At 69.7% G+C, this 24,880-nt stretch carries 23 protein-coding genes; 12 read left to right on the forward strand and 11 right to left on the reverse strand.

Going from position 1 to position 24,880, the window contains the following annotated elements:
* Positions 1–25 precede the first annotated feature (25 nt).
* Positions 26–1,228, reverse strand: a complete 1,203-nt coding sequence (locus tag ACFY1H_RS38655; protein ID WP_386954875.1) for an acyl-CoA dehydrogenase family protein — start codon at positions 1,226–1,228, stop codon at positions 26–28.
* A gap of 12 nt (positions 1,229–1,240) precedes the next feature.
* A complete protein-coding gene (locus tag ACFY1H_RS38660; protein WP_386955168.1) occupies positions 1,241–2,536 on the reverse strand; it encodes an acyl-CoA dehydrogenase family protein in 1,296 nt (431 codons plus the stop codon).
* A gap of 254 nt (positions 2,537–2,790) precedes the next feature.
* Here ACFY1H_RS38660 and ACFY1H_RS38665 point away from each other — a divergent pair, with 254 nt between their 5' ends.
* Positions 2,791–3,312 carry an EF-hand domain-containing protein gene (locus ACFY1H_RS38665; RefSeq protein WP_386954877.1) on the forward strand — a complete coding sequence of 174 codons (522 nt, stop codon included), beginning with the start codon at positions 2,791–2,793 and terminating at the stop codon, positions 3,310–3,312.
* 3 nt (positions 3,313–3,315) lie between these two features.
* Here ACFY1H_RS38665 and ACFY1H_RS38670 read toward each other — a convergent pair whose 3' ends face one another.
* From ACFY1H_RS38670 to ACFY1H_RS38685, 4 genes are all read right to left on the reverse strand, one after another.
* Positions 3,316–4,518, reverse strand: coding sequence for a low temperature requirement protein A (locus ACFY1H_RS38670; protein ID WP_386954880.1), 1,203 nt, complete (start codon positions 4,516–4,518; stop codon positions 3,316–3,318).
* 58 nt (positions 4,519–4,576) lie between these two features.
* Complete coding sequence (locus tag ACFY1H_RS38675; protein ID WP_386954883.1) at positions 4,577–4,903, reverse strand: hypothetical protein; 327 nt, start codon at positions 4,901–4,903, stop codon at positions 4,577–4,579.
* Positions 4,904–5,045: 142 nt separating this feature from the next.
* Positions 5,046–5,222 (reverse strand): hypothetical protein, encoded by a 177-nt coding sequence (locus tag ACFY1H_RS38680; protein ID WP_366579592.1) that lies wholly within the window; start codon positions 5,220–5,222, stop codon positions 5,046–5,048.
* Positions 5,223–5,309: 87 nt separating this feature from the next.
* Positions 5,310–6,482, reverse strand: a complete 1,173-nt coding sequence (locus tag ACFY1H_RS38685) for a TetR/AcrR family transcriptional regulator (protein WP_386954886.1) — start codon at positions 6,480–6,482, stop codon at positions 5,310–5,312.
* Between the two features lie 159 nt (positions 6,483–6,641).
* Between ACFY1H_RS38685 and ACFY1H_RS38690 the strand changes: the two genes are divergently transcribed.
* A complete protein-coding gene (locus tag ACFY1H_RS38690) occupies positions 6,642–7,853 on the forward strand; it encodes an acetyl-CoA C-acetyltransferase (RefSeq protein WP_386954889.1) in 1,212 nt (403 codons plus the stop codon).
* A 9-nt stretch (positions 7,854–7,862) separates the two neighbouring features.
* Positions 7,863–10,034, forward strand: coding sequence for a 3-hydroxyacyl-CoA dehydrogenase NAD-binding domain-containing protein (locus ACFY1H_RS38695; protein ID WP_366579588.1), 2,172 nt, complete (start codon positions 7,863–7,865; stop codon positions 10,032–10,034).
* A gap of 3 nt (positions 10,035–10,037) precedes the next feature.
* Here the strand turns inward: ACFY1H_RS38695 and ACFY1H_RS38700 are convergent, their stop codons facing one another.
* Positions 10,038–10,634, reverse strand: coding sequence for a hypothetical protein (locus tag ACFY1H_RS38700; RefSeq protein ID WP_386954892.1), 597 nt, complete (start codon positions 10,632–10,634; stop codon positions 10,038–10,040).
* Positions 10,635–10,731: 97 nt separating this feature from the next.
* Between ACFY1H_RS38700 and ACFY1H_RS38705 the strand changes: the two genes are divergently transcribed.
* The gene (locus ACFY1H_RS38705; protein ID WP_386954895.1) at positions 10,732–11,496 is read left to right on the forward strand and encodes a GntR family transcriptional regulator; all 765 of its coding nucleotides are present in this window, start codon (positions 10,732–10,734) and stop codon (positions 11,494–11,496) included.
* 64 nt (positions 11,497–11,560) lie between these two features.
* Positions 11,561–14,353 carry a hypothetical protein gene (locus tag ACFY1H_RS38710; protein WP_386954897.1) on the forward strand — a complete coding sequence of 931 codons (2,793 nt, stop codon included), beginning with the start codon at positions 11,561–11,563 and terminating at the stop codon, positions 14,351–14,353.
* Between the two features lie 161 nt (positions 14,354–14,514).
* Here ACFY1H_RS38710 and ACFY1H_RS38715 read toward each other — a convergent pair whose 3' ends face one another.
* Together ACFY1H_RS38715 and ACFY1H_RS38720 are read right to left on the reverse strand one after the other, a co-directional pair.
* Entirely contained in the window at positions 14,515–15,063 is a 549-nt protein-coding gene (locus ACFY1H_RS38715) for a dihydrofolate reductase family protein (RefSeq protein WP_386954900.1), read from the reverse strand.
* A gap of 55 nt (positions 15,064–15,118) precedes the next feature.
* On the reverse strand, positions 15,119–16,213 hold the full coding sequence (locus ACFY1H_RS38720) for an FAD-dependent oxidoreductase (RefSeq protein ID WP_386954903.1): 1,095 nt from the start codon (positions 16,211–16,213) through the stop codon (positions 15,119–15,121).
* Between the two features lie 254 nt (positions 16,214–16,467).
* Here ACFY1H_RS38720 and ACFY1H_RS38725 point away from each other — a divergent pair, with 254 nt between their 5' ends.
* Entirely contained in the window at positions 16,468–16,863 is a 396-nt protein-coding gene (locus ACFY1H_RS38725) for a DUF3761 domain-containing protein (RefSeq protein WP_386954906.1), read from the forward strand.
* Between the two features lie 17 nt (positions 16,864–16,880).
* On the opposite strand, the gene ACFY1H_RS38730 is transcribed toward ACFY1H_RS38725, so the two are convergent.
* Positions 16,881–18,074 (reverse strand): hypothetical protein, encoded by a 1,194-nt coding sequence (locus ACFY1H_RS38730; protein ID WP_386954909.1) that lies wholly within the window; start codon positions 18,072–18,074, stop codon positions 16,881–16,883.
* 28 nt (positions 18,075–18,102) lie between these two features.
* On the opposite strand from ACFY1H_RS38730, the gene ACFY1H_RS38735 reads away from it, so the two are divergent.
* A complete protein-coding gene (locus ACFY1H_RS38735) occupies positions 18,103–18,318 on the forward strand; it encodes a hypothetical protein (protein WP_386954912.1) in 216 nt (71 codons plus the stop codon).
* Positions 18,319–18,366: 48 nt separating this feature from the next.
* On the opposite strand, the gene ACFY1H_RS38740 is transcribed toward ACFY1H_RS38735, so the two are convergent.
* The gene (locus tag ACFY1H_RS38740) at positions 18,367–19,545 is read right to left on the reverse strand and encodes an SPFH domain-containing protein (RefSeq protein ID WP_366579573.1); all 1,179 of its coding nucleotides are present in this window, start codon (positions 19,543–19,545) and stop codon (positions 18,367–18,369) included.
* A 204-nt stretch (positions 19,546–19,749) separates the two neighbouring features.
* Between ACFY1H_RS38740 and ACFY1H_RS38745 the strand changes: the two genes are divergently transcribed.
* The 5 genes from ACFY1H_RS38745 to ACFY1H_RS38765 all read left to right on the forward strand — a co-directional run bounded on the left by ACFY1H_RS38745 (position 19,750) and on the right by ACFY1H_RS38765 (position 24,834).
* Positions 19,750–20,553, forward strand: a complete 804-nt coding sequence (locus tag ACFY1H_RS38745) for an IclR family transcriptional regulator (protein ID WP_386954915.1) — start codon at positions 19,750–19,752, stop codon at positions 20,551–20,553.
* A gap of 73 nt (positions 20,554–20,626) precedes the next feature.
* The gene (locus ACFY1H_RS38750) at positions 20,627–21,823 is read left to right on the forward strand and encodes a Rieske 2Fe-2S domain-containing protein (RefSeq protein ID WP_386954918.1); all 1,197 of its coding nucleotides are present in this window, start codon (positions 20,627–20,629) and stop codon (positions 21,821–21,823) included.
* A 20-nt stretch (positions 21,824–21,843) separates the two neighbouring features.
* Positions 21,844–22,752: a PDR/VanB family oxidoreductase gene (locus tag ACFY1H_RS38755; RefSeq protein ID WP_386955171.1), complete on the forward strand. Its 909-nt coding sequence runs from the start codon at positions 21,844–21,846 to the stop codon at positions 22,750–22,752.
* 9 nt (positions 22,753–22,761) lie between these two features.
* Positions 22,762–23,238 carry a hypothetical protein gene (locus tag ACFY1H_RS38760; protein ID WP_386954921.1) on the forward strand — a complete coding sequence of 159 codons (477 nt, stop codon included), beginning with the start codon at positions 22,762–22,764 and terminating at the stop codon, positions 23,236–23,238.
* A gap of 186 nt (positions 23,239–23,424) precedes the next feature.
* A complete protein-coding gene (locus ACFY1H_RS38765) occupies positions 23,425–24,834 on the forward strand; it encodes an MFS transporter (RefSeq protein WP_386954924.1) in 1,410 nt (469 codons plus the stop codon).
* Positions 24,835–24,880: the final 46 nt, after the last annotated feature.

The raw sequence follows: 24,880 nt of genomic DNA on the forward strand, positions 1-24,880 counted from the left end.
CGGGCGGATTTCCGTTACAGCACAACTACTTCAGCTCGGCCGACGTCTTCCCGAGAATCCGACGAGCCACGATCAGCTGCTGAATCTGCTGCGTCCCCTCGAAGATGTCCAGGATTTTCGCGTCCCGGGCCCACTTCTCCAGCAGCGATTCCTCCGTGTACCCGTAAGCCCCCGCCAGCTCGACGCACTTCAGGGTCACGTCGACGACCGTCCGGCCGGCCTTGGCCTTCGCCATGGAGGCCTGCAGGGAGTTGGGCTTGCGGTTGTCCGCCATCCACGCGGATTGCAGCGTCAGGAGGTAGGCGGATTCGAAGTCGGCCTCCAGTTCGAGCCAGGTGGCGGCGGCCGGGTGCTGCGGGGGGCGGTCGTAGTCGATGGTGACGCCGGCCGAGGTCAGGATGCGGCGGGTTTCCTCCAGCGCGGCGCGGGCGACGCCCACCGCCATGGCCGCGACCAACGGGCGGGTGTTGTCGAACGTCTGCATGACGCCCGCGAAGCCCTTGGCGGTGTCGATGTCCGGCGTGCCCAGCAGGTTTTCGCGGGGGACGCGGCAGTTCTCGAAGCGCAGCACGGCCGTGTCGGACGCGCGGATGCCCAGTTTGTGTTCCACGCGAACGACTTCGAAGCCCGGGGTGCCCTTCTCGACCACAAAGGACTTGATCGCGGCGCGGCCCTTCGAACGGTCCAAAGTGGCCCAGACGACCACGGCATCCGCGCGCTGGCCCGAAGTCACGAAGATCTTCTCGCCGTTGAGCACGTAGTCGTCGCCGTCGAGGACGGCGGTGGTGGTGATGGCGGCGGAGTCGGAGCCGCAGTCCGGTTCGGTGATGGCCATGGCGGCCCACAGGCCGGAGAACCGTTCGAGCTGCTCGTCCGTCGCGACGGAGCTGATGGCCGCGTTGCCGAGGCCCTGGCGAGGCATGGAAAGCAAGAGCCCGACGTCGCCCCAGCACATTTCGATGGTGCCGAGGACGACGTTGAGGTTGGCGCCGTTGCGGTTGCCCTTGGCGGTGTCCGGAGCGGACCGGCGCACGCCCGCCGCGCCGGCGCCGCCTTCGCCGGAGGAGTTGAGGCCGTCGAGCAGCGCGGCGAACATGTCGAGCTCGGCGGGGTAGGTGTGCTCGGCGCGGTCGTACTTGCGCGAGATCGGCCGGAACACTTCGGCCGCGGCCTGGTACGCCTGGTTGATCAGCGCGCCGGCCTTCTTCGGAACTTCGAGGTTGATCATCGAAAAGCCTTTCTAGAGGAGGACGGCGCCTTCCATCACGCCGATCGCTCGCAAGTCCCGGTACCAGCGCTCCACGGGGTGTTCCTTCACGAAGCCGTGCCCGCCCAGCAGCTGCACGCCCGCGTTGCCGATGCGCATGCCCTTGTCCACGGCCAGCTTGCGCGCCAGCGCGGCCTCCCGCGCGTAGTCCTTGCCCTGCTCGGCCCGCGCCGCCGCGCGCAGCGTGACCAGGCGCAGGCCCTCCAGCTCGATGGCGATGTCGGCGACGGAGAACGCCACCGCCTGCCGGTGGCTGATCGGCTCGCCGAACGCGGTGCGTTCGTTCACGTACGGCACCACGTAGTCGAGCACGGCCTTCGCCGTCCCGGCCGCGAGCGCCGCCCAGCCCAGCCGCGAGAGGCGCACGACCTCGGTGAACACGTCGGCCTTCCCGCCGCCGAGCAACGCACCCGCCGGCAGCGCGACCTTCTCCAGGTGCAGCTTGCCGGTCGCGGCGCCGCGCAGGCCCATCGCGGGCTCGGCCTCCACCGTGACGCCCGCCGACGACGATTCCACGAGGAACAGCGCCGGGCCGCGGCCTTCGAGATCGGCCGAGACGAGGAACAGCTCGGCCTCCGCCGCGCGCGGGACCAGCGACTTCACGCCGTCGAGCTGGTAGCCCTTCGGCGTGCGCTTGGCCTTGGTGGCGGGCTTGAACGGGTCGAACAGCGGCGTGCGCTCCAGCAGCGCCAGCGCCGCGGCGGGCACCTGGTCACCGGCGAACGCGGGCACGTAGTCGGCCTGCTGCTGCTCGTCGCCCCAGGCCACGAGCGCCGTGCTCACCGCGGACGGCGCCAGCACGGCCACGGCCAGCCCCATGTCGCCGTGCGCGAGGGCCTCGGCGACGAGCGCGTTGGTGACCACGGAACGTTCCGTGCCCGCGCCGCCCAGCTCCTCGGGGATGCTCAGGACGCTGATGCCCAGCTCCGCCGCCCGCGTGAGCAGGCCTTCGGGCGCCGCGAGCTTGGCGTCGGCGTCCGCGGCGGCGGGCCGCAGCTGCTCGGCGGCGAACTCGGTGACCGTTTCGGCGATGAGCTGCTGGTCTTCGCTCGGTGTGAGGTCGAACAGCCCGGTGTCGGTCGTCGGTGCGAGCCGCGCGGGTTTGCCCAGCCGTCGCATCGACTTGAACGACCGCGTGGCCGCCCCCGCCGCGCGGAAACCGTTGCGGGTGCCCGCTTTGACCAGGTTCTGCACGGGCCCGCGCAGCCCGGCCCTGTCGATCACGCCGCTCCCGGCCAGCCGGGTGAGCGCGGCCAGGCCGAAGCCCATCGCGTCTCGTTTCCTCGCCGCAGCCATGTGGCCTCTCCCTCGGGTTACCTACTGGCGAGTAGGTTAGCACGGGCCGCGCGGCTTCGCGTGGCGGTGCGTCACCGGCGGTGGATCGAACGGCCGAACTGCTGCGCTTCTCCGGTGAATTCGCCCGGTGACGGCAATTGCACTCTTTAGTGTGGAAACGGTTTCATGGTTACCTGGGTCTCGGCACACTTCGATGTGGAATTTTCGCCGGAATGATGTGGGGAGTCATGGCCGTCACTGCCGAAGATCGGACCAAGGTTGTTTTCGACTTGTTCGACGTTGATCACAACGGATACCTCGAGGGGAGCGATTTCGCGGCGATGTCCACCCGCGTGGAGCAGGTGGCGGACGGCTCGAGCGATGCCGCGAAGGCCGCGTTGAGCGCCTCTTTCAGCAAGTGGTGGACCACCGTCGAGCGCGAACTCGATGCCAACCGCGACGGCAAGGTGAGCTACGACGAGTTCACCGCGTGCGTCCTCTCGCCCGAAAAGTTCGACGACACCGTCACCGACTTCGCCGACGCCCTCTCCGCCCTCGGTGACCCCGACGGCGACGGCCTGATCGAACGCCCGCTTTTCACCGCTTTGATGCTCGCCATCGGATTCAACCCGGCCAACGTCGACGCATTGTTTGATTTTTTCCAACCCAATTCCGAAGACCGGATCACCGTCCGCGTCTGGCGCGACGGCATCGTGGAGTACTACCACCCGACGAAACCCGATGTCGCCGGGAACTACCTGGTCCCCTGACGGTCATCGCGGCGGCAGGGGCACCTGCCGCCGCACCCAGGCCATCCGCTCGAACGCGACCAGCCCCAGCACCGCCACGGCCGCGGTGACCACCGCGGCTGCCGCGGGCGCGTGCTCCAGCAGCGGCGTGACCCCGAGCAGCACCGCGGCGAGCACGAGGCGCTGGATGTTCCAGCTGCCGACGTTCCGCCGCCGCAACGCGCTCAGCGCCACGAGGTACAACGCGAGCCCACCGGTGAGCGTCCACATGGGCACGCCGTGCAGTGCTTCGCCGGGTGTGTGGTGCGCGGTGTCGGACAGGTAGAGGAACGCCTTCTTCAGACCCAGTGCCACGAGCACGATCCCCGCGATCAGGGGCAGGTGCAGGAACGTGTACGAGTCCGTCGCGAGCTTCGTGCGCTCCACGCCCTTCGCTCCCGCAAGCCGGTGCTCGGCGACGCGCGCGACCACGTCGAAGTACGTCCACCACATGCCCGCCGCGAGCGCGATCCCGCACAGCGCGCAGCCGGCGATCAGCCACGTCATGGGCACCGGCCCGATGCCGATCCCGATCGCCACGATCGACTCGCCGAGCGCGATGATCACGATCAGCCCGAACCGCTCCGCGAAATGCGCCGGCGAGTTGAGCCGCCAGCCGGCGGGGCCGGAGAAGTAGACGTTCAGGTAGTCCACGGTCAGCGCGACCACCCAGAGCACCAGCTGCCACGGCCCGTTCAGGAACGCCGCCAGCACCAGCAACCCGATGCTCGGCACCAGCCCGCGCAACATCCGCAGCAGCACGCGTTGCAGCTCCGGGTCGTGCCGAGCAGCGCCCAGGTACGCGACCTCGTGCAGCACCCGCACGATCGCGTAACACCCGACGAACAGCAACGGCCCGTCCAGTCCGCCCGGCCGGTCCGTGAACGCTTCGGGCACCGTGAGCGAGAGCAGGAACATCACGCCCATCGCTCCGAACATCGCGAGCCGTGCGATGCCGTGGTCCACATGGATCGTCGTGCCGAGCCACGCGTAGCAGCACCAGCACCACCACAGCACCGCCAGCACCAACAGCCCCTCGACGACCCCGAGGGGGCTCAGGTGGTCGGCCATCAGCTGGGTCGTCTGCGTGATCGCGTACACGAACACGAGGTCGAAGAACAGCTCGAGCGTCGACACTCGATGTCCCTCGTCCGCCGTGACCAGATGCAGCCTTCGTCCAGTGGGCACTCGGCATGCTCGCACGCCGAAGCGGCAACGGGCAGCGATTTCGCCCAGGACGGATATTTCAGGGGAGCTTCAGGACGTCCCGCGTGCCGGGCGGCGGAGTGGTGGTGCCAGCAGCCCTCACCGCGACTTCCGTCAAGTGGTAGAGGTCGACCCAATACCGGCCGTTCTGGAGCCACGTGGCGCCGGCGGCGAGCCAGACGTTGCTGAAGATCTTGTAGATGAGCCAACCGCCGCCGAGGGCGAGAACCCAGAAGAACGCCAGACCGGGCTTTTGCACCCAGCCGACACCGCCGCTGTTCGCGGTCGGCAACCCGAGAACGATCAGCGCCGTGACGACCCCGGCCCAGAGCGCACTCTTCGGCGTCTCCTGCCGCCATTCGAGCACCGGCCCTCGTCCGTCCGGGGTCGGCGGGTGACTGCGCGGTTTTCGGTCGACCGGTGTCACGTCGGCGCCCCGAAACTCCGGGGCGCCCGCGGCGGCCGCGGCTCGCCCGTGGAGACGTCCGGCTGTGGAGGCAGTGGGCTCGTCACGGCTGGAAAATACTGGAGAAGAAGTGGCCGACGGCCTTGCCGGCGTTCTCCACGCCGTGGCCGATGTCTTGCGCGGTGTCGCCCGCCCCATGGGAGATCTCGGGCCAGTGGTTCACCACTTCGCCGACCCCGTACGCCACACCCACCCCGATTCCGACCGCCGCCAGAGTCACCGGGCCGCTTGAAAAGGTGCCGCGACGCTCAGCCCCGATCCGCAAATGTCGTGATAGCAAACGACTTCCCCGATAAACCGCAAGAACTCACGGAACCGGGCACTCCAGCACCACATGCAACAAAGCCGTCAACTCCGCCTCCAAATTCGCCCGCCCACTCACCCGACGCGTCCGAGTCAGATCGTTGGCGATCGTCAACGCAGCATGCACGCGGATCTTCGCCTCGCGGGCCGGCAAGGAAGGCGAGATCGTCCCCAGCAAAGCCACCCACTGATCCACATAATCCCGTTGCACCCGAAGCAGATCGGCCTTGTCGCGGTCCGGCATGGTGACGCGGTCGGCGGTGAAGGACACGAGCAGTTCGGGCGTGTGCAGCAACGTGTGGACGTACGAAGCGGCAAGCCGGCGCAACGCGGAGAGCTCGTCCGGTGCCCGCAGCGCCTGTTCGGCAGCGAGGGCCAGCCGGTCCGCAGCCCGGTGACCGATGGCCACCATCAAAGCCGCTTTGCTCGGAAAGTGCCGGTACACGCTGGGGCCGGCAATGCCGGCCGCGGCGCCGATGTCTTCCATGCTCACGGCGTGGAAGCCGCGTTCGCCGAACAGCGCAGTCGCGGCGGCCAGGACCTGTTCGCGGCGGGAAGGTGTGCCGAGGCCGTCCCGCTCAACCTCCGCGATGCCCCCGGCCGGGAGTGTGCTGTTCAACACAGCGGTGGCCAGTTCGACAAGCAATGGCACGAACCGGCGGCGGGCCACCGTCGTGTGGTGCACGGCCACGCTGCCGAAGACCGACAGCGCTCCCCAGCACAGGAATTCGGCGTCGTCCACGGCGAGGTCGGGGCGGGCGGCCAGGAGGGCCTTCGTCCACGCGTCGAGCACCGCGCCCGAGCGGTGGCGGATCTCGCGGCGCTCGTCGCGGGGCAGGTGGGGGCCCTCCCAGCGCCACAGAGCGGCGATCTCGCGCCGTTCGACGGCCTGCGTGGCCAGGCCCGTGAGCAGCACTTCCAGCTGGTCAGGCGCGCCCGACAGTGCCGAAGCGGTCACCGCCTCCATGTCGTCGATCCCGGCCAGCACGACGTACGCCAGGATCGCCTGCTTGTCCGCGAAGTGGCGGTACAGCGCCGGCCCCGTGACGCCCGCCGCGGCCGCGATGTCGTTGATGCCGACGCCGTGGAAGCCGCGCGCGCGGAACAGCCCGGCGGCGACCGCGGCGAGCTGGGCCTTGCGGTCGCGGGGGCGCGACCCGCGGGCTGGAGTACTCATGGTGAACCGACGATAGCGCTAATCGGAACACGGGCAACCCATTGACACCATCGGGTTCGCCGGGCTTATGTTAATGGGCATTAGCACCCATGGCCCGGTACGCTCGGCCGTGAGATACACCGAAGTGTCCAACCACGCCGCTGCGCGGAGGAGTGTTCAGTGAGTAGCGAGGCCTACATCTACGAGGCGATGCGCACGCCTCGAGGTAAGAACAAGGGCGGTGCCCTCCACGGCACCAAGCCGCTCGACCTGGTGGTCGGGCTGATCGAAGAGCTCAAGGTCCGCCACCCGAACCTCGACCCGAAGGCGATCGACGACATCGTGCTCGGCGTGGTCTCGCCGGTGGGTGAGCAGGGCGCCGACATCGCGCGCACCGCCGCCCTCGTGTCGGGCCTGCCGGAGACGGTCGCGGGCGTGCAGCTCAACCGCTTCTGCGCGTCGGGCCTGGAGGCCACCAACATCGCGGCCCAGAAGGTGCGCTCGGGCTGGGACCAGCTGATCATCGCCGGCGGCGTCGAGTCGATGTCGCGCGTGCCGATGGGTTCCGACGGCGGCGCGCTGTTCATGGACCCGACCACGGCGTACGACGAGTACATCGTGCCGCAGGGCATCGGCGCCGACCTGATCGCGACGATGGAGGGCTTCAGCCGCGAGGACGTCGACCGGTTCGCGGTGCGTTCGCAGGAGAAGGCCGAGGCGGCCTGGTCCGGCGGCTACTTCGCGAAGTCCGTGGTGCCCGTGAAGGACCTCAACGGCGTCACGATCCTCGACCACGACGAGCACCGTCGCCCCGGCAGCACCGTCGAGGGCCTGGCGAAGCTCAAGCCCGCGTTCACCACGATCGGTGACATGGGCGGCTTCGACGCCGTCGCGCTGCAGAAGTACCACCAGGTCGAGAAGATCGACCACGTCCACACGGGCGGCAACTCCTCCGGCATCGTCGACGGCGCGGCCATCGTGCTCGTCGGCAGCGAAGAGGTCGGCAAGACCTTCGGCCTCACGCCGAAGGCGCGCATCGTCGCGACCGCCGCCATCGGCTCGGAGCCGACGATCATGCTCACCGGCCCCACGCCGGCCACGCAGAAGGTGCTCAAGACCGCGGGCCTGACCCCGGACGACATCGACCTGTGGGAGCTCAACGAGGCGTTCGCCTCCGTCGTGCTCAAGTGGATGAAGGACCTGCACCTGCCCGACGAGAAGGTCAACGTCAACGGCGGCGCGATCGCCATGGGCCACCCGCTCGGCGCCACCGGCGCGATGCTGGTCGGCACCGTGGTCGACGAGCTGGAACGCCGCCAGGCGCGCCGCGCCCTGGTGACCCTGTGCATCGGCGGCGGCATGGGCGTCGCGACCATCATCGAGCGGGTGTGAGGATCCAGAATGGCTGAGAGCAAGACCATCCGCTGGGAGAAGGACGCGGACGGCATCGTCACGCTGACGCTGGACGACCCGAACCAGTCGGCCAACACGATGAACTCCGCGTTCCGCGAGTCGCTCGGCGTGACCGTCGACCGGCTGGAGGCGGAGAAGGACGACATCACCGGTGTCGTGATCACGTCTGCGAAGAAGACGTTCTTCGCCGGTGGCGACCTGCGCGACCTGATCCAGGCCAAGCCGGAGCAGGCCGAGGCGTTCACCGCGTCCAGCACGCTGATGAAGTCGCAGATGCGCCGCATCGAGCAGCTGGGCAAGCCGGTCGTCGCGGCGATCAACGGCGCCGCTCTGGGCGGTGGCCTCGAAATCGCGCTGGCGACGCACCACCGCATCGCGGCCGACGCGAAGGGCAGCCAGATCGGCCTGCCCGAGGTCACGCTGGGCCTGCTGCCCGGTGGCGGCGGTGTCGTGCGCACCGTTCGGCTGCTGGGCATCCAGAGCGCGCTGCTGAACGTGCTGCTGCAGGGCACGCGCCACAAGCCGCGCAAGGCGCTGGAGCTGGGCCTGGTCCACGAGGTCGTGGACACCGTCGAGGAGCTGGTGCCCGCCGCCAAGGCGTGGATCAAGGCCAACCCCGAGGGCGGCGTGCAGCCGTGGGACGTCAAGGGCTACAAGATCCCGGGCGGCACCCCGTCGAACCCGAGCTTCGCGGCGAACCTGCCCGCGTTCCCGGCGAACCTGCGCAAGCAGCTCAAGGGCGCGCCGATGCCGGCGCCGCGCGCGATCCTGGCGGCGGCGATCGAGGGCGCGCAGGTCGACTTCGACACCGCGATCCAGGTCGAGACCCGCTACTTCGTCAGCCTGGCCACCGGTCAGGTCTCGAAGAACATGACGAAGGCGTTCTTCTTCGACCTGCAGTCGATCAACTCGGGCGGCTCGCGTCCGGACGGCTTCGAGAAGTACACCGCTCGCAAGGTGGGTGTCCTGGGTGCCGGGATGATGGGCGCGGCGATCGCCTACGTGTCGGCGAAGGCCGGCATCGACGTCGTGCTCAAGGACGTCTCGCAGGAAGCCGCCGACAAGGGCAAGGGTTACGCCGTCAAGCTGGAGGAGAAGGCCCTCTCGCGCGGCAAGACCACGCAGGAGAAGTCCGACGAGCTGCTGGCCCGGATCAAGCCGACCGCCGACGCGGCCGACTTCGCCGGCGTCGACTTCGTGATCGAGGCCGTGTTCGAGAGCGTCGAGCTCAAGCACAAGGTCTTCGGCGAGATCGAGAGCGTCGTCAACTCCGACGCCGTGCTGGGTTCCAACACCTCGACCCTGCCGATCACCACCCTCGCCGAGGGCGTGAAGCGGACCGAGGACTTCATCGGGATCCACTTCTTCTCGCCCGTGGACAAGATGCCGCTGGTCGAGATCATCTGCGGTGAGAAGACCTCGCCCGCGACGCTGGCGAAGGTCTTCGACTACACCCTGCAGATCAAGAAGACCCCGATCGTCGTCAACGACAGCCGCGGCTTCTTCACCTCGCGCGTGATCGGCACGTTCATCAACGAGGCCGTCGCCGCGCTGGGCGAGGGCGTCGAGCCGGCGTCGATCGAGCAGGCGGGTTCGCAGGCCGGCTACCCGGCGCCGCCGCTGCAGCTGATGGACGAGCTCACGCTCACGCTGCCGCGCAAGATCCGCCTCGAAACGAAGAACGCCGTCGAGGCCGCCGGTGGCACCTGGACGCCGCACGCGTCCGAGGCCGTCATCGACCGCATGCTCGACGAGTACGACCGCAAGGGCCGCTCCACCGGCGCCGGCTTCTACGAGTACGACGAGAACGGCAAGCGCACCGGCCTCTGGCCCGGCCTGCGCGACGCCTTCAAGTCCGGCACCGGCGACGTCCCCTTCGAGGACCTCAAGGAGCGCATGCTCTTCGCCGAGGCCCTGGAAACGGTGAAGTGCTTCGACGAGGGCGTGCTCACCACCGTGGCCGACGCCAACATCGGCTCGATCTTCGGCATCGGCTTCCCCGCGTGGACCGGTGGCGTGATCCAGTACATCAACCAGTACGCCGGCGGCCTGCAGGGCTTCGTCGACCGCTCCCGCGAACTGGCCGCGCGCTACGGCGACCACTTCCTGCCGCCGGAGTCGCTGGTGGCGAAGGCCGCCAAGGGTGAGATCTACGAATAAGTTCTAGGCGCTGACCGAGAGGGGCTCTTTCCCGGATTCTTCCGGGGAAGAGCCCCTCTGGCTTTCGCGTACGGAGTCGTGCTCGGGCACCAGATCCAGCCGGATGGTGTAGCCGAGGAAACGGGCGTACATCAGGAACTCGCACAACGCCAAGTCGTGGACGGTCGGGCTGTACTCCAGGCACCAGATGTGGAGGGGACTGGCGTCGAGGGCGTCGGCGAGGTCGGTGCGGGAGCGGCCGGCGGCCATACGGGCGTGGCGCAACTTCTCTTGCAGGCGACGGGGTTCGGCCATGGCGTCCGCGTCGGGGTCGGGGGTCGTGAAGTCGGTGTGGGGCATGCGTTCGCGCCAGGGCAGGGGGCGTTCGGCGGGGTCGTCCTCCACGATCAGCAGGCGGATGCCGTAGCCGAGTTCGCGGGCGTAGTCGGCGAGCCGGTGCAGGCCCTTCGAGTGCGGGGCGCGGAACCACCAGCGGGCGGCGGTGACGCGGTTCGGGAGGCCGGTCATCTCCTGGATGTTCGAGAGAGTCCAGCCGCGGGAGTAGCGGATTTCCTCCAGCCGCGTCCGCGCCACCTCGATCTGCTCGGTCAACGAATCCATGGTTCACCATCCAGCGACTTGTCCTGACGAGTTGCGCTACGGTGACATACCGCAGGGCAACTGGTCAAGACAAGTTGATGAGTGCAAGAATGGTGGCATGGTGGATCGCAGAAGCGGCATACCTGCGTTTCGGCAGGTCGCCGGGGATCTGCGCGACAAGATCGCGGCGGGTGAATACGCGCCGGGTGAGCAGTTGCCCAGCGAGCGCGAGTTGGTCGACACTTACGGTGTGTCGCGGCCGACCGTTCGCGAAGCGGTGAACATGCTGCGCTCCGAAGGTCTGGTGACCTCCGAGCACGGACGTGGAGTGTTCGTCCGGCCGCCGGCACTGGTGCAGGAACGAGTGGCGACCACTCGGCTGTCGCGCGCTGCTCGGCAAAGCGACCGCGGAGCCTTCCGCGCGGATGCCACAGCGCGCGGGCTCACTCCCTCCGCGTCGGTCGAGGTCCGGTTCGAGCGTGCGGACGCCAGAGCCGCCACGAGGCTTGGGATCGCCGAGGGTGACGAAGTGACCGTTCGGGATCGCGTGATGCGCGCCGATGATCTGGTTGTTCAGCTCGCGGTGTCGAGGTTGCCTCGTGAACTGACCCGCGGCACCGTTATCGAAGATCCCGACACCGGGCCTGGCGGCACGTACGCGCGACTGGAGGATGCCGGGCACCGGCTCGGCTCGTTCACCGAACAGGTCGGGGCGCGGATGCCGTCGCCGGGTGAGACGTCGTTGTTGCAGCTCGCCGATGGTGTCCCCGTCATCACCGTCACGAGGGTGGCCTACGGGACCGACGGGACGCCGCTCGAGATGAACGACATGGTGCTGGCCGCGGATCGCTACGAGTTGTCCTACGAGTGGCCCGCTGACTAGACCATTCGGTAGGTGACGGCAGAAATGCCGGGAGCCCTCCCGTGCTGGCATGTGAAACTGGTTCATGACCACGACGACGCCCACCGAGGAGCGCGACCCGCTCGCGTTCGCGGGGTCCGACAAGCTGGTGAAGCTCGTCGGCGCGCTGTACCAACGGCCGCGGATGGGGGATCTGCCGCGGTCGTTGCACGCGGCGAACGTCGAGTGGGAGCCGGGCTACCAGCAGGAACGCGCGGGCCGCAAGGGTTTGCCGATGGTGTGCCTGGTGGGGCCGGCCGAGGGTGTGCTCGAGGAGTTCAAGCGGCGCCTGGGCACGGCGCGGCCCAGCGGCGGCGTGCGGTACGCGTACCTGCCGCTCGACCAGCGCAAAGACGCCGAGGGTCCCGCGACCGAGGCGAGCGTCCACGCGATCCGCGACATCCTGTGGGAAGCGCGCACCGAACTGCTGCGCAGCCCGCGTTCGCGGGGTTCCGGCCTCAGGTTCGGGCTGTTCACGCTCGTCGTGCAGCTGATGGCCGAGAAGCTGCCCGCGTCGGATCCGCCGGAGCGGACGTTGCTGCGGAAGCTGCAGGACAACGGCCTGCTGGTGCGGTTCCGGTCGGCGATCGAGAACGTCGGCAAGGAGCTGGTGCCGTCCAACGACGCGTGGAAGTACCCGTTGCTGGTGCTGCGGTTGCTGACGATGGCGACGTTCCGGCTCGCCGTCACCGGCCGCGTGCCGCTGCTTTCCGGGCGGTACCGGTGGTTCCTGCGCCAGCCGCACCTCGCGCCGGAGATGTCGGGCAGCTTCGTGCGCTTCGCGGTGCGCCTCACCGACGGCGAGTGGCAGCAGGAGTCGCCGGAGTTCGTCGCGCGGCTGCTGGTCAACGCGTTCCTCGAAGACCTGCGCCGCGGCTACCGGCGGCAGTTCTTCCGGCGCCGGCGCATGACCTATCCCGTGCTGCTGCTCGACCACGTCACCACCACCAACGGCGGCTACCGGCTGCTGGAGCTCATCAACGACGTGCGCAACCAGACCGGCCTGTTCGACCCGCTGCTGGTGGTCAGCACGAGCGACGCGCCGCCCCCGGACGACCGGCCGAGCCAGGACCGTCCACGGTGGACCGCGGCCGACGCGGGTGACGCCTACCGCTCGTGGCAGCACGAGCTGCTCCGCGACCGCCGCGCCCGCGACGCCGCCGCGTGGTACCTGCCGATCGGCCTCGACCCGGGCACGCCGGAGCAGCAGAGCCGGGCGCGCAAGCACTTGCAGTCGCTGGGGGACACGTATGTGTTGCGCCGCAGGCAGTCGAGTCCGCCGTGGTGGGCGACGCGGTGGATGCGGCTGGGGGTGCCGCTGCTGATCGTCGCGCTGGTGGCGAGTTTCGTCGGCGTGCGGTACCAGGACTACCGGACCAGTCACTGCGGCACGTCGAGCGAGTGGCTCACGTGGACGGGCACCGAGTGCGTGGGGATCTCCGACGGCTCGTTCTCGGTGTACCAGCCGGCCGACGACACCATCCGGCAGGTGCTTTCCGTGATCACGGACCAGAACCGGCGCGCGGCCGAGCTGCACGGCGCGCACCCGGAACGGCCGTACATCACGCTCGTCGACCTCGAAGCGCTGACGTCGCCCAACGGCACCGCCGAAGGTCTCACCGCCGAACGCGAGTCGCTGGAAGGGGTCGCGGTCGCGCAGCTCCGGCAGCTCACCGCGACGGCGACGGCCGAGCCGATCGTGCGCGTGCTCGTGGCGAACGGCGGCCTCGGGATGCGGCAGGGCGTGGCCGTCGCGCGGCAGCTGAGCCGGATGGCCGAGCAGGACCGGAGCATCGTCGGCGTGGTGGGGCTGGACATGAGCAGCCTGCCGACGCAGCAGACCATCCGCGCCCTCGGCGACGCCGGCCTGCCGGTGGTGGCTTCGACGTTGTCGGCCGACGGCCTCGCCGACCAGAACCCGGTGTATTTCCAGGTGGCGCCGCAGAACCGTCGTGAGGCCGCGGTGGCCGCGGCTTTCGCTGCCACCCGGCCGGGTCCGAAGGTCTTGCGCGTGTACTACTCGGACGACGACTCCGACACCTACAGCACCAATTTGCGCGACGACGTCATGAAGTCGTTCGCGGACAAGGGCTTCTCGGTCGAGGCCAGGGCTTTCACGCCCGATGGCGGCCAGCAGGCCCCGTCGTCACACGACCGCTACGGCGAGCGCCTCGTCGGCAACGCCGCCGCGGCCGGCCGGGACACCTGCTCCTACAACGGTTTCGTCCTCTTCGCCGGCCGCGGCGTCCCGGACTTCGGCGACTTCGCCACCGGCGCCGCCCAGTGCGGCAGCACCGCCACGATCATCGGCGACGACGACGTGTCCCGATATGTGGCGGACCAGGTGGCGCGCGAGCAGAACCGGGCGCTGCCGTACTACTACCTGTCCTTCGCCAGCGAACCGGCGACCGACCCGCAAGGCCTGGCGCGGGACTTCTACACCACTTTGGACCGAACACTGTTCCCGTTCGAGCAAACGGAACGCGGCCGTTCCTTCGACGGCCACGCCGCCCTGTCCTACGACGCCGCCTTGGTGATGATCACGGCGACGGCCTACCTGCGCGAGACGTCCGCCGACATCCCCGTGACACCGGGAGCGGTGTGGCGCGAGATCACCGCCATCCACACCTCCCGCCCCGACGACCACCAGACGAACAAATACATCGAAGGCGTCAGCGGCACCATCGACTACGGCGGCGACATCGGCCGCCACGTCCCGGAAGCCAAGCCCGTGTCCGTACTGCGCGTCGAGGGCGGCGAGGTCGTGCGTGGGCTGCAGGGCTTCTGCGGCATGGCGGCGGGGCGCACGTCGGACGCTTGGTGCCCGGCGGATTCGTGAGAGTTACTCGGAAGGCCAGTAGCGGACCGAGCGCGTAGTCGATCAGGCAGATCATCCGCTGGCGGGCTCCTGGCGGGGTGGTTTCCAGCGGTGCCTGGCGCAGCCGAGTTCAGCGCCTTCGTCGAGCCGCGCGGACTTGAACGTGGGTCGGCGGCCACGGCTCACCTCAGCGGGCGGTACCGGAGATCCACCGCCAGCGCCGGGTCGCCGTCGTGGATGCGGGCCCAGCGGACGGGCGGCGTGCCTGGGCTGTCGAAGAGGCGTACGCCCGAGCCGAGCATCACGGGGGCCAGGTGCACGCGGAACTCGTCGATCAGGCCGAGTTCGAGGCATTGGCGGGCGATGTCCTGGCTGTGGATCTCCAGGTCCTTGCCTTTCGCGGCGGCCAGGCCGATCTCGACGGCCTCGGCCAAACCGCAGTCGAGGAAGGTGATGCCGTCGTCCGGCGCCGCGTCTTCGCGATGGTGGGTGAGCACGAACACCGGGCCGGTCCACGCGCCGCCGTAGGGTTGGCGGCTTGCTTGGCCGGGGAATTGCTGCGCGAGGGCGTCGTAGCCGCGGCGGCCGCCGAGGACGGCGCCGAGGGTGGAGATGGCGTCGTGGTGGGTGGCGGGGTCGACTTTGGTGCCGGCCATCCAGTCCATCGAGTGGTCGGGGCCGGCGGCGAAGCCGTCGAGCGACATCATCAGGTGCCAGCGCACGTTGCCCATGGGGGCCTCCGTTCGTTTTCGGTGTGCCCGTACTGACTGCCGGGCGCCCGAAAACTCATCGGCCGAGCATCCACCTGACGAAGTCGAAGAACTCCTTGGCGTACAAGTGGGGTTCGTCGGCGGCCGCGGCGACCTCGTCGACCCAGCGGTAGACCTCGGCGTAACGCGGGAGCCGATCGGCTTCGTATGCGCGCAACGCGGCGGGGACGTCCGCCTGCGTGAGGTGGTCGGCGAGCACCAGCGCGTCCTCGATGCCCAGGGACGCGCCCGACGTGATGTGCGGGGACACGGCGTGCGCCGAGTCGCCGGCGAGGGCGACGTGGGCGGAGACCCAGCGGGACTGCAGGGGCAGCGCCATCACGCGGTTGCTGACCACGCGGTCCTCCGGCGTCGCGTCGATGGCTTCGCGCAGGGGGAACGGCCAGCCGCCGTCGTAGAGGTGGGGGACGCGGGCGAGGGCTTCCTCCTTCGCGGACCGCGTGGTGGGCGGCGAACCCAGCTGCGCGAGGACCCAGAACGCCGTGCCGCCGCCGCTGCGGACCACACCGCCGCGGGTGCGTTCGCGGCCGACGACGAAGCGTTCCACGGTGATCTCCGGGATCGCGCTCTCCGCGACGATCCCGCGCCACGCCAGGTGGCCCGGGTACTCCTGCGCGGCCGAGCCGGGGGAGAGCTGCTCGCGGACGCGTGAGTACACGCCGTCGGCGCCGACGAGGAGGTCGGCTTCCTCGGTGGAACCGTCGGCGAACTCCACGGTGACGCCGTCATCGTGGTCCCGGTAGCCGGTCACGCAGGCGCCGGTGCGCAGTTCGTCGGCGCTCAGCGCGGCGGCGAGCAGCTCGTTGAGGCGCTGGCGGGTGACCATGAGGTAGTCGACGTCGGCGAGGTCGCCGTAGTACTCGTCCATGACCTGCCCGGCCGGGTCCTGGTAGCGGATCGCGCTCGGCGCGCCGGCCGCCCGGATGGTGCCACCCACGCCGAGCCGGTCGAACACCGCGAGCGCGTTGGCCCACAGCCCCAGCGCGGCGCCGACCCCGCGGATCTCGGATTCCTGTTCGCACACCAGAGTTTCGAACCCCGCCTGCCGGAGCGCGAGCCCCGTCGTCAGCCCGACGACGCCGCCCCCGGCCACCACAGCTCGTTTTCGCACGCGCCACATCTTCCTCGGGGAATCGGCGCCGTGACAACCCGGAAAAGGTGTCCAGACCTCTCAAGACCTTCCGGAACGGGGCTTACCGGCAGTTCATGAGGCGCGCCCGCACGGCCGCGAGTCAGGTCGGCGGCTGACACGTGGTCTGTCGCCGGGTCGCTTTCGTGGCCCGGCAAGGAATGGTGCTGGCTGCCGGACTGCTGGTCGCGGGCTGCGGGGCGGCACCGGCGCCGACCGGGAACACCGGTGTCGTCGTGCCGGCCACCACGACCTCGGCTCCGAGCAGTTCTGCGTTGCCGGAAAGCACTTCCGCGACGCCGACGACGACCGATTCGCCCGTTTCGACCACTTCGGTGCCGGCTTACGTCACACCGGAAACCACAGCTGCGAAAACCACGGCTCCGAAAACCACGGCGAAAGCCAAAACCACTCCGAAAACCACCGCGGCGCCGCCGAAAACCAACTCGACTGCCTGCAGCGCCGACTACTACCGCAATTCGTCCGGCGTGTGCGTCCACCGCCCGTCGTCCAACCCCGCCGGTGCGACCGCCAAGTGCAAAGACGGCAGCTACAGCTACAGCCAGCACCGCTCCGGCACCTGCTCCGGCCACGGCGGGGTCCTCACCTGGATCGCCCGCCCCGCGAGCTGATTCCCGGTGCGCCTGCGTCAATGGTGGTGCGTCACCGTGGTGTGGTGAGTCGTCGTCGAGTGGGTGGTCGACGAATGCGTCGATCCGCTGCTGTGGCCCCGGATCGCGACGAAGTAGACGATCGCCGCGACGACGATCAGCGCGATGAGGGCCGCGATGGCGATCTTCGCCTTGCTGTAGGGCCGTTGACCCTGGACTTCGCCGGTGCGGCCGTTGACGAGGATTCGCCAGTTCTTGCCGGCGTAGACGTAGGTGGCGACCCAGACCGGGAGCAGCATCAGTTTGAAGGTGACGTCGCGGTGCTGCGTGTTCATCGACTGCACACGCTGCTCGTCGCCGCCGATGTCGTGGCGGCAGTCGTCCTCGATGACCGGCGTCATGCGGCGCTTCGCCTCCTCGAAGCCGGTTTCGGCCTCGATGTCGTAGCGCAGCGCGAAATGCCCGGCGAGGAACTGCGGCTGATACGGCTCGGCCTGCTCCAGCGGCCACGGCGCGAGCTTGTCGAGCTCCTTGGCCGGCAGCTGGGTACTGCCCGGCACCAGCACGTCGTCGAAGAACCGGGCGACCTGGCCGCCCGCCGGATACCAGCGCGTGTGCCGCACCCGGCGGGTCTTCTGCTGCCCGTTGTCGTAGTAGGTCTCGGTGACCCAGTAGTGCTCGCCGCGCTGTCCGGAGTAGACGGTGTCCGTCTGCGAATCGTAGGTCCAGTGCGGGATGTAGGTGCTCTTGGTCGACTCGGCCGTGCCGACCTTCTTCAGCGCGTTCGGCGCGAACCAGCGCGAGTTCGTCCACTTCTTCAGGTGCGTGCTCACCGCGCCCTTGTCGAACTGGAACGGCAGCACGCCTTCGGGCACGAGCTGCCCGGACGCGTGCGCGTCGATCACCAAGGGGGCACCGCAGAACTGGCACAGACTGGCGGTTTCGTTCGTCTCGGTGGTGGCGCCGCAGCGCTGGCACTTGAAGACGTACTGGCCGATCGTGGCCACCGGTTTGCGGGCCAGGTCGGTCAGCTCGGCGAACGCGATCTCGCGGATCTGCCGGTCGCCCGCCGTGATCTCCTGGCGGTACCCGCAGTACGGGCACTGCATCGACGTCGACCCCGGCGCGAACTCCAGGCGGGCGCCGCAGCCGCCGCACGGGTAGGTGCTCGCGGCGGTGTGCGCCGGCGCGAACGCGGGTGGCGGACCGGACTGCACGGGACCGCCGGGCACGGGTCCGCCTGGCATTGGTGCGCCCGGCATGGGTCCGCCGGGCATCGGGCCACCCGGCATGGGTGCCCCGGGCATCGGTCCGCTCGGCATCGGGCCACCGGACGCCGGTCCGCCGGGCATGGCGCCGTTCGGCATCGGGCCACCTGGCATGGGTGCGCCAGGCATCGGTCCGCTCGGCAGCGGACCACCGGGCATCGGGCTACCGGGCATGGGCCCGCTCGGCATCGGGCCGTGGTGCGGGTAGTTCGGGTTGGTCATGGCGGCTCCCCTCCGCTGGACGAGTCAGGACGGCTCAGGACTGCGGCGGCAGCGGCGGCGGGGTCGCGCCGAACAGCGGCGAGACCTCCGGCACCTGCGCGGCCGGCGTCCATTGCGGCATTCCGGACTTCCACACGAGGGTCTCCCGGGTCAGGGTGCCCGAGGAGATCTGCTGCCCGAGCTGGCTCCGGTCGAACGGGCCGAGCTGCTGACCGTTGGCCCCGACGAACCACTGCTCGGACTGCGGCAGCGGCGGCGGCATCTGCGGCGTCGGCGCGGACGGCGGCTGCTGCTGGTACTGCTGCGGCTGCTGCTGGTACTGGGGCTGTTGGTACTGCTGCGGCTGCTGGTACTGCTGTGGCGCGCCCTGCGGCCCCGCGGCGCGCTGGCCGAGCGCCATGCCGAGGCCGATGCCCAGGCCTTCACCCGCGCCGCCCTGGTTGTTCGCGGCCGCCTCGATCGCGTTGGCGGACTGGAACTTCGTGTACTGGTCGAGATCGCCGACCACGCCCATCTGGGTCCGCTTGTCCATTGCGGCCTCGACCTCGGGCGGGACCGAGATGTTCTCGATGATGAACTTCGAGATCTCGATGCCGTTGGCGTGCAGTTCGAGGTTGAGCGCGTTGGCGATCGCGCCGCCGATCCGGTCCTGCTGGGTGACGAGGTCGAGCATCGGCACCTTGGCCGCGGCGATGGCGGGGCCAAGCTTGCCGATGATCATCTGCCGGAGGTACTCGGAGACCTCCTCGGTGCGGAACTGCGGGTCGGTGCCCGCGAGCTCCTTGAGCAGCGCGACCGGCTCGACGACGCGCACCGCGTATCCGCCGAACGCGCGGAGCCGGACCATGCCGAACTCCGGGTCGCGCAGGATGATCGGGTTCTGCGTGCCCCACTTGAGGTCGGTGAACTGCCGGGTGCTGACGAAGTAGACCTCGGCCTTGAACGGCGAGTTGAACCCGTACTTCCAGCCCTTGAGCGTGGACATGATCGGCATGTTCTGCGTCTGCAGCGTGTGCATGCCCGGGGCGTAGGCGTCGGCGACCTGGCCCTCGTTGACGAAGACCGCCGCCTGCGATTCGCGGACGGTGAGCTTGGCGCCCATCTTGATCTCGTTCTCGTAGCGCGGGAAACGCCACACGATCGTGTCACGACTGTCGTCGGTCCACTCGATGATGTCGATGAACTCGCCGCGGATCTTGTCGAAAATCCCCACGTACTTGGCCCCCGTCGCCTCCGTCGTTCCGGGCGCTCCCCGGCCCGTCGACACAGTACCGCGCGCCCCGTCCGGACGCGGCCGGATGGGGCGGGCCCGTCGGGCGGCGGACCGCGGTGCCCGAAATCGGTCATCATGAGTGGCGGGAAGCGAGTCCTTCCGGCGGCGGCCGGAACCGCAGGCACACGGGAACGCGGAGGCACGGTGGCGCGCTGGACGACGGGCGAGTCGGTGCTCGCCAGAGGTGCGCGCGTGCTGGAGGCGTTCGACGAGGAGCATCGGGTCCTGACGGTCGCCGAGATCGCGCGGAAGGCGGGCCTGCCGGTGCCGACGGTGCACCGGCTCGTGGCGCAGCTGCTCGAGGTCGGGTTCCTGGAGCGCGCCGAGGACCACCGGGTCCGGATCGGACTGCACCTGTGGGAGCTGGCCGCGCTGGGGGCCCGCGCGCTGGATCTGCGCGAGGCCGCGATGCCGTACCTGGAGGACGTGCACGTCGCGACCCTCCAGCACACGCAGCTGAGCGTGCTGGAGGGCAAGGACGTGCTCGTGGTCGAGTGGCTGAAGGCCCGCAACGTGCTGAAGGAGCTGATCCTGCACGCCGGACGGCGGGTGCCCGCGCACGTCGTGGCCGCGGGCGCGGTGCTGATGGCGCACGCGGGTGCCGAGCTGAGGGACGAAGTGCTCGCGGGACCGCTGGCGCGGTTCAACGACAAGACCCCGACCGAGCCGGGTGAGCTACGGCGGCTGTGGGCGTACGCACGCAAGCACGGCTATGTCGTGTGCGACGGGTTCGTGAGCTCACGGGCGGTGAGCGTCGCGGTGCCGGTGACCGGCCGCGACGGTGCCGTGGTGGCGGCGATCGGCGTGGTCGCCCCGACGAAGGGCATCCAGCCGATGGCGCTGGTGCCGGCGCTGCTCGCGGCGGCGCACGGGATCGGGCGGGCGTTGCGTTCGCCGGTGCCCGCGAGGCCGACGCGCATGTGGCCGGACCGGCCGGCACTCCATTGATCGGAGTCGCCGTTGAGCGGCGGCGTTCCCGGGCGCTTGAGTGGGTTTTCACCACCACGAGCGAGGAGTTCCCATGGACGTCGGCACCGCCTACGGACGCCGGCCCGGGCAGTCCCTGCTGGAGCTGGCCCAGGTCGGACCCGGCACGCCGTACGGCGAGGTTCTGCGCCGCTACTGGCAGCCGGTCGCACTGTCGGCCGACGCCACCACGACCCCCCAACGGCTGCGGATCCTCGGCGAGGATCTCGTGCTCTTCCGCACCCGCCGCGGGGCGCCCGGCCTGCTGGCGCCGGACTGCGCGCACCGGGGCGCGTCGCTGTTCTACGGCGGCGTCGAGGAAAACGGCATTCGCTGCTGCTACCACGGCTGGGTCTTCGACACCGAGGGGCACTGTCTCGAGCAGCCGTGCGAACCGGAGCTGGGCCGCCACCGCGACCGTGTGCGCCAGCCGTGGTACCCGCTGAAGGAGTACCACGGGCTCATCTTCGCCTACCTGGGCCCGCCGGATCGCAAACCCGCGTTCCCCGTCTACGACGTGCTGGAGAACCTCGGCGAAGGTGAAGCCGTGTATGCCGACGACAAGAGCTTCGGCGCCGGCGGACCGGCCGAAGTGGACTTCAACTGGCTCCAGCACTGGGAAAACGTGATGGACCCGTTCCACATCCCCATCCTGCACGCGCGCTTCTCCGGCAACCAGTTCATCCCGGAGATGGCGGCGCTGCCCGAATGCACGTTTTCCTACACCGAGCAGGGCGTGCGCGTCACGGCGCTGCGCGATTTTCCCGGCGGCCGCGTGCTCACGCGGCTGACCGACGTGGTCTTCCCGAACGTCCGGCTGATCCCGGGGCCGCGCCTGCAGGTGCTGGGGCCGACGACGATCGTCGGGTGGGCGGTGCCGTTCGACGACACGCACTTCAAGGTCTTCACGTTGTTCCGGGCCGCCGACCCCGGCTACCTGCGCACCGAGGGCCTGAAGCTGGGCGACGACCAGTTCTGGCACGAGCTCACCGAAGACGAGCACCAGCGCTACCCCGGCGACTACGAGGCACAGAAATCGCAGGGCGCGATCGCCGTGCACTCGCGCGAGTTCCTGACGACGACCGACCAGGGTGTCGCGATGCTGCGGCGCATGATGGCCAAGCAGATCAAGGCGGTCGCCGACGGCCACGACCCGGTCGGTGTCGTACGCGAGGGCGAGACCACGACCTACCACGTCGTGGCCGGAAGCTACTTCGACGGCGTGCCGGCGGAAGCCGGGGCCACCCCGTGACGGAGCTGCGGGTGGTGAGCATGACGTGGGAGGCGGACGGTGTGCTCTCCCTGCTGCTGGCGGATCCCGGCGGTGCGCCCGTGCCCGCGTGGACGCCGGGCGCGCACCTCGACCTCGACCTCGGCCCGGGACTGCGGCGCAGCTATTCGCTGTGCGGTGACCCGGGTGATCTGCGGACGGCGAAGATCGCCGTGTCGCGCGACCCCGCGGGCCGCGGCGGCTCCGAGTTCGTCCACACGCGACTGCGTCCCGGCGCACTGGTGACGGTCTCCGCGCCCAGGAACAACTTCGAGCTGGCCGACGCACCGGCTTACCTGTTCCTGGCGGGCGGGATCGGCATCACGCCGTTGCTGCCGATGATCGCGGAGGTGGCCGCGTCCCGAGCGCGGTGGCGGCTGGTGTACGGCGGCAGGCGGCGCGCGTCGATGGCGTTCCTGGACGTTCTCGAGGGTCTCGGCCCGGCGGTCCTCGTTCGTCCCGAGGACGAGTTCGGGCTGCTGGACCTCGACGAGGCGCTGGAAGAGACCACTTCGGACACTCTCGTCTACTGCTGCGGCCCGGAACCGTTGCTGGCGGCGGTCGAAAAGCGGTGCGCGGAGCACGGGCGGCAGCTGCGGCTGGAACGCTTCGCCGCGCGGCCACCGGGCCCGCCGCGGCCGGCGGGCCCGTTCGAGGTCGTCTGCGCACGCTCGGGGCTGACCGTGACCGTCGGTCCCGGCCGCAGCGTGCTGTCGGTGCTGGAGGAAGCCGGGTTGCCCGTCGCGTACTCCTGCGAGGACGGCATCTGCGGCACCTGCGAAACCGGGGTGCTCGAGGGCGATCTCGACCACCGCGACTCCGTGCTCACCGACGCGGAACGGGAAGCCGGCGACACGATGTTCATCTGCGTGTCCCGCTGCACGTCGCCGCGGCTGGTTCTCGACCTGTAGGAGGAAATCGTGAGCTCACGCCCGATCGCGGTCGTGGAGGTCGACGGCGTGCTCGCGCTGGACGACCCGAAGGTGCCGGTCGTGGAGACGGTCGTCCACACCTACGGCCACCGCTGGGCCAGGCCGATCAGCATCCCGGTCGGTGCGTCCGCCGTGCTGCGACAGCTGGCCGAGGAGTTCGATGTGGTGTGGGCGAGCTCGTGGTCCCACAACGCCCATCCCGCGTTGCGCGAGGTGCTCGATCTGCCCGCCGAGCCGTGGCCGTTCCTGCCGGTGCAGTTCCGCAAGCTGGGCGCCATCCGCGCCTACGCGGCCGGCCGTCCGTGGGTCTGGATCGACGACGCCATCCACGACCTCGGCCACCTCCCCGATCCACCGGACGGCCTGCTGGTTCCGGTGGACGCGGGCGAGGGGATCGTCTCGGTCGATCCGGTGGCGCTGCGGGAACAGTTGGCCCGCCTGAGCGCTGTCCCCGGCGGACGGTGACGCGGGCGCGTCATTGTTTTACTGCTCCGGCGGCGACGGTACCTGGCCCTGATCCGCCGTTGTCCGGAATGACTGCTCCGTTCAGCCCAATCCGGTAAGTCGGATCAATCACGTACCTCCCTTCGAGGCCGGTCTAAGCGGTAGCGTTCCTTCCGGTACGGCGTACGACTGAACCGGGGGCACAACGTGGCTCAGACAAGCGGACGAGCGATCGTTCCTGTGCTCGCTTCGTGCGGCCTTGTCGCGTCCTTCATGCAGACGTTGGTGGTGCCGCTCATCCCGGCGTTTCCGAAGCTGCTCAACGCATCCGCGACCGACGCGTCGTGGGTCGTCACCGTGACGTTGCTGGCGGGCGCGATCATCACGCCCGTCGCGGGGCGGCTCGGGGACCTCTACGGCAAGCGGCGCGTGCTGCTCGCGAGCCTGGCCGTGCTGGTCGCCGGCTCGGTGATCTCGGCGCTGACGAGCTCGCTGGCGCTGATGGTCGTCGGCCGCGGGCTGCAGGGCTGCGCGATGGGCGTGATCCCGCTGGGGATCAGCATCATGCGCGACGAGCTGCCGCCCGAGCGCGTGAGCGGCGCGGTCGCGTTGATGAGCGCGACGCTGGGTGTCGGCGGCGCGATCGGCCTGCCGCTGGCGGCGGTCGTGGCGCAGAACGCCGACTGGCACGTGCTGTTCTGGAGCGCCGCCGCGCTCGGTGTGGTGTGTGCGGCGCTGATCCTGCGCTACGTCGGCGAATCGCCCGTGCACACGCCCGCGCCGTTCGACTACCTGGGGGCGTTCGGCCTGGTCGTCGGGCTGACGTGCCTGCTGTTGCCGATCGTCAAGGGCGGCGAATGGGGCTGGGGCAGCGCCGGCACGCTCGGCAGCGCGGCCGCGGCCGTCGTCGTGCTGCTCGGGTGGGGCTGGTACCAGCTGCGCCGCCGGGACCCGCTCGTGGACCTGCGCGTGTCGGCGCGGCGGCCGGTGCTGTTCACGAACCTGGCGTCGATCCTCGTCGGGTTTTCCATGTACGCCATGGCATTGTCCTTCCCGCAGCTGCTGCAGGCACCGTCGGCCACCGGCTACGGACTCGGCCAGACGATGGTGCAGGCCGGCCTCTGCCTCGCGCCCAACGGCCTGGTCATGATGGCCCTGTCACCTGTCTCCGCGCGCCTGACCAACCGCTACGGCGCACGCGTCACCCTCATGACCGGGTCGATCGTGATCGCGATCGGTTACGTCTTCGCGATCCTGCTGATGGACAACGTCGTCGAGCTCATCACCGCGTCCGTGATCATCGGTGCGGGCGTCGGCATCGCCTACGCCGCCATGCCCGCGCTCATCATGGGTTCGGTGCCGGTGACGGAAACCGCGTCCGCCAACGGTCTCAACTCCCTCATGCGGTCGGTCGGCACCTCGACGTCCAGCGCGGTGATGGCCACGCTGCTCGCGAGCTTGACCATCACCGTCGGCGGGCTGACCGTCCCTTCTCTCACGGGCTTCCGCACGACGTTCGCGGTGGCGGCCGTCGCCGCGGTGATCGGGCTGGGCCTCACGGCCCTCGTGCCCCGGGTGCGCGCGAAGACAGCCGCCCCGGAACCGGCTGTCGTCTAGGGAAAGAGGGCGGCGCCGTGGTTGTGGGCGTATCCGCGTGCCGGAT

This window comes from Amycolatopsis sp. NPDC001319 (assembly GCF_042896185.1).
Taxonomy (GTDB): Bacteria; Actinomycetota; Actinomycetes; order Mycobacteriales; family Pseudonocardiaceae; genus Amycolatopsis.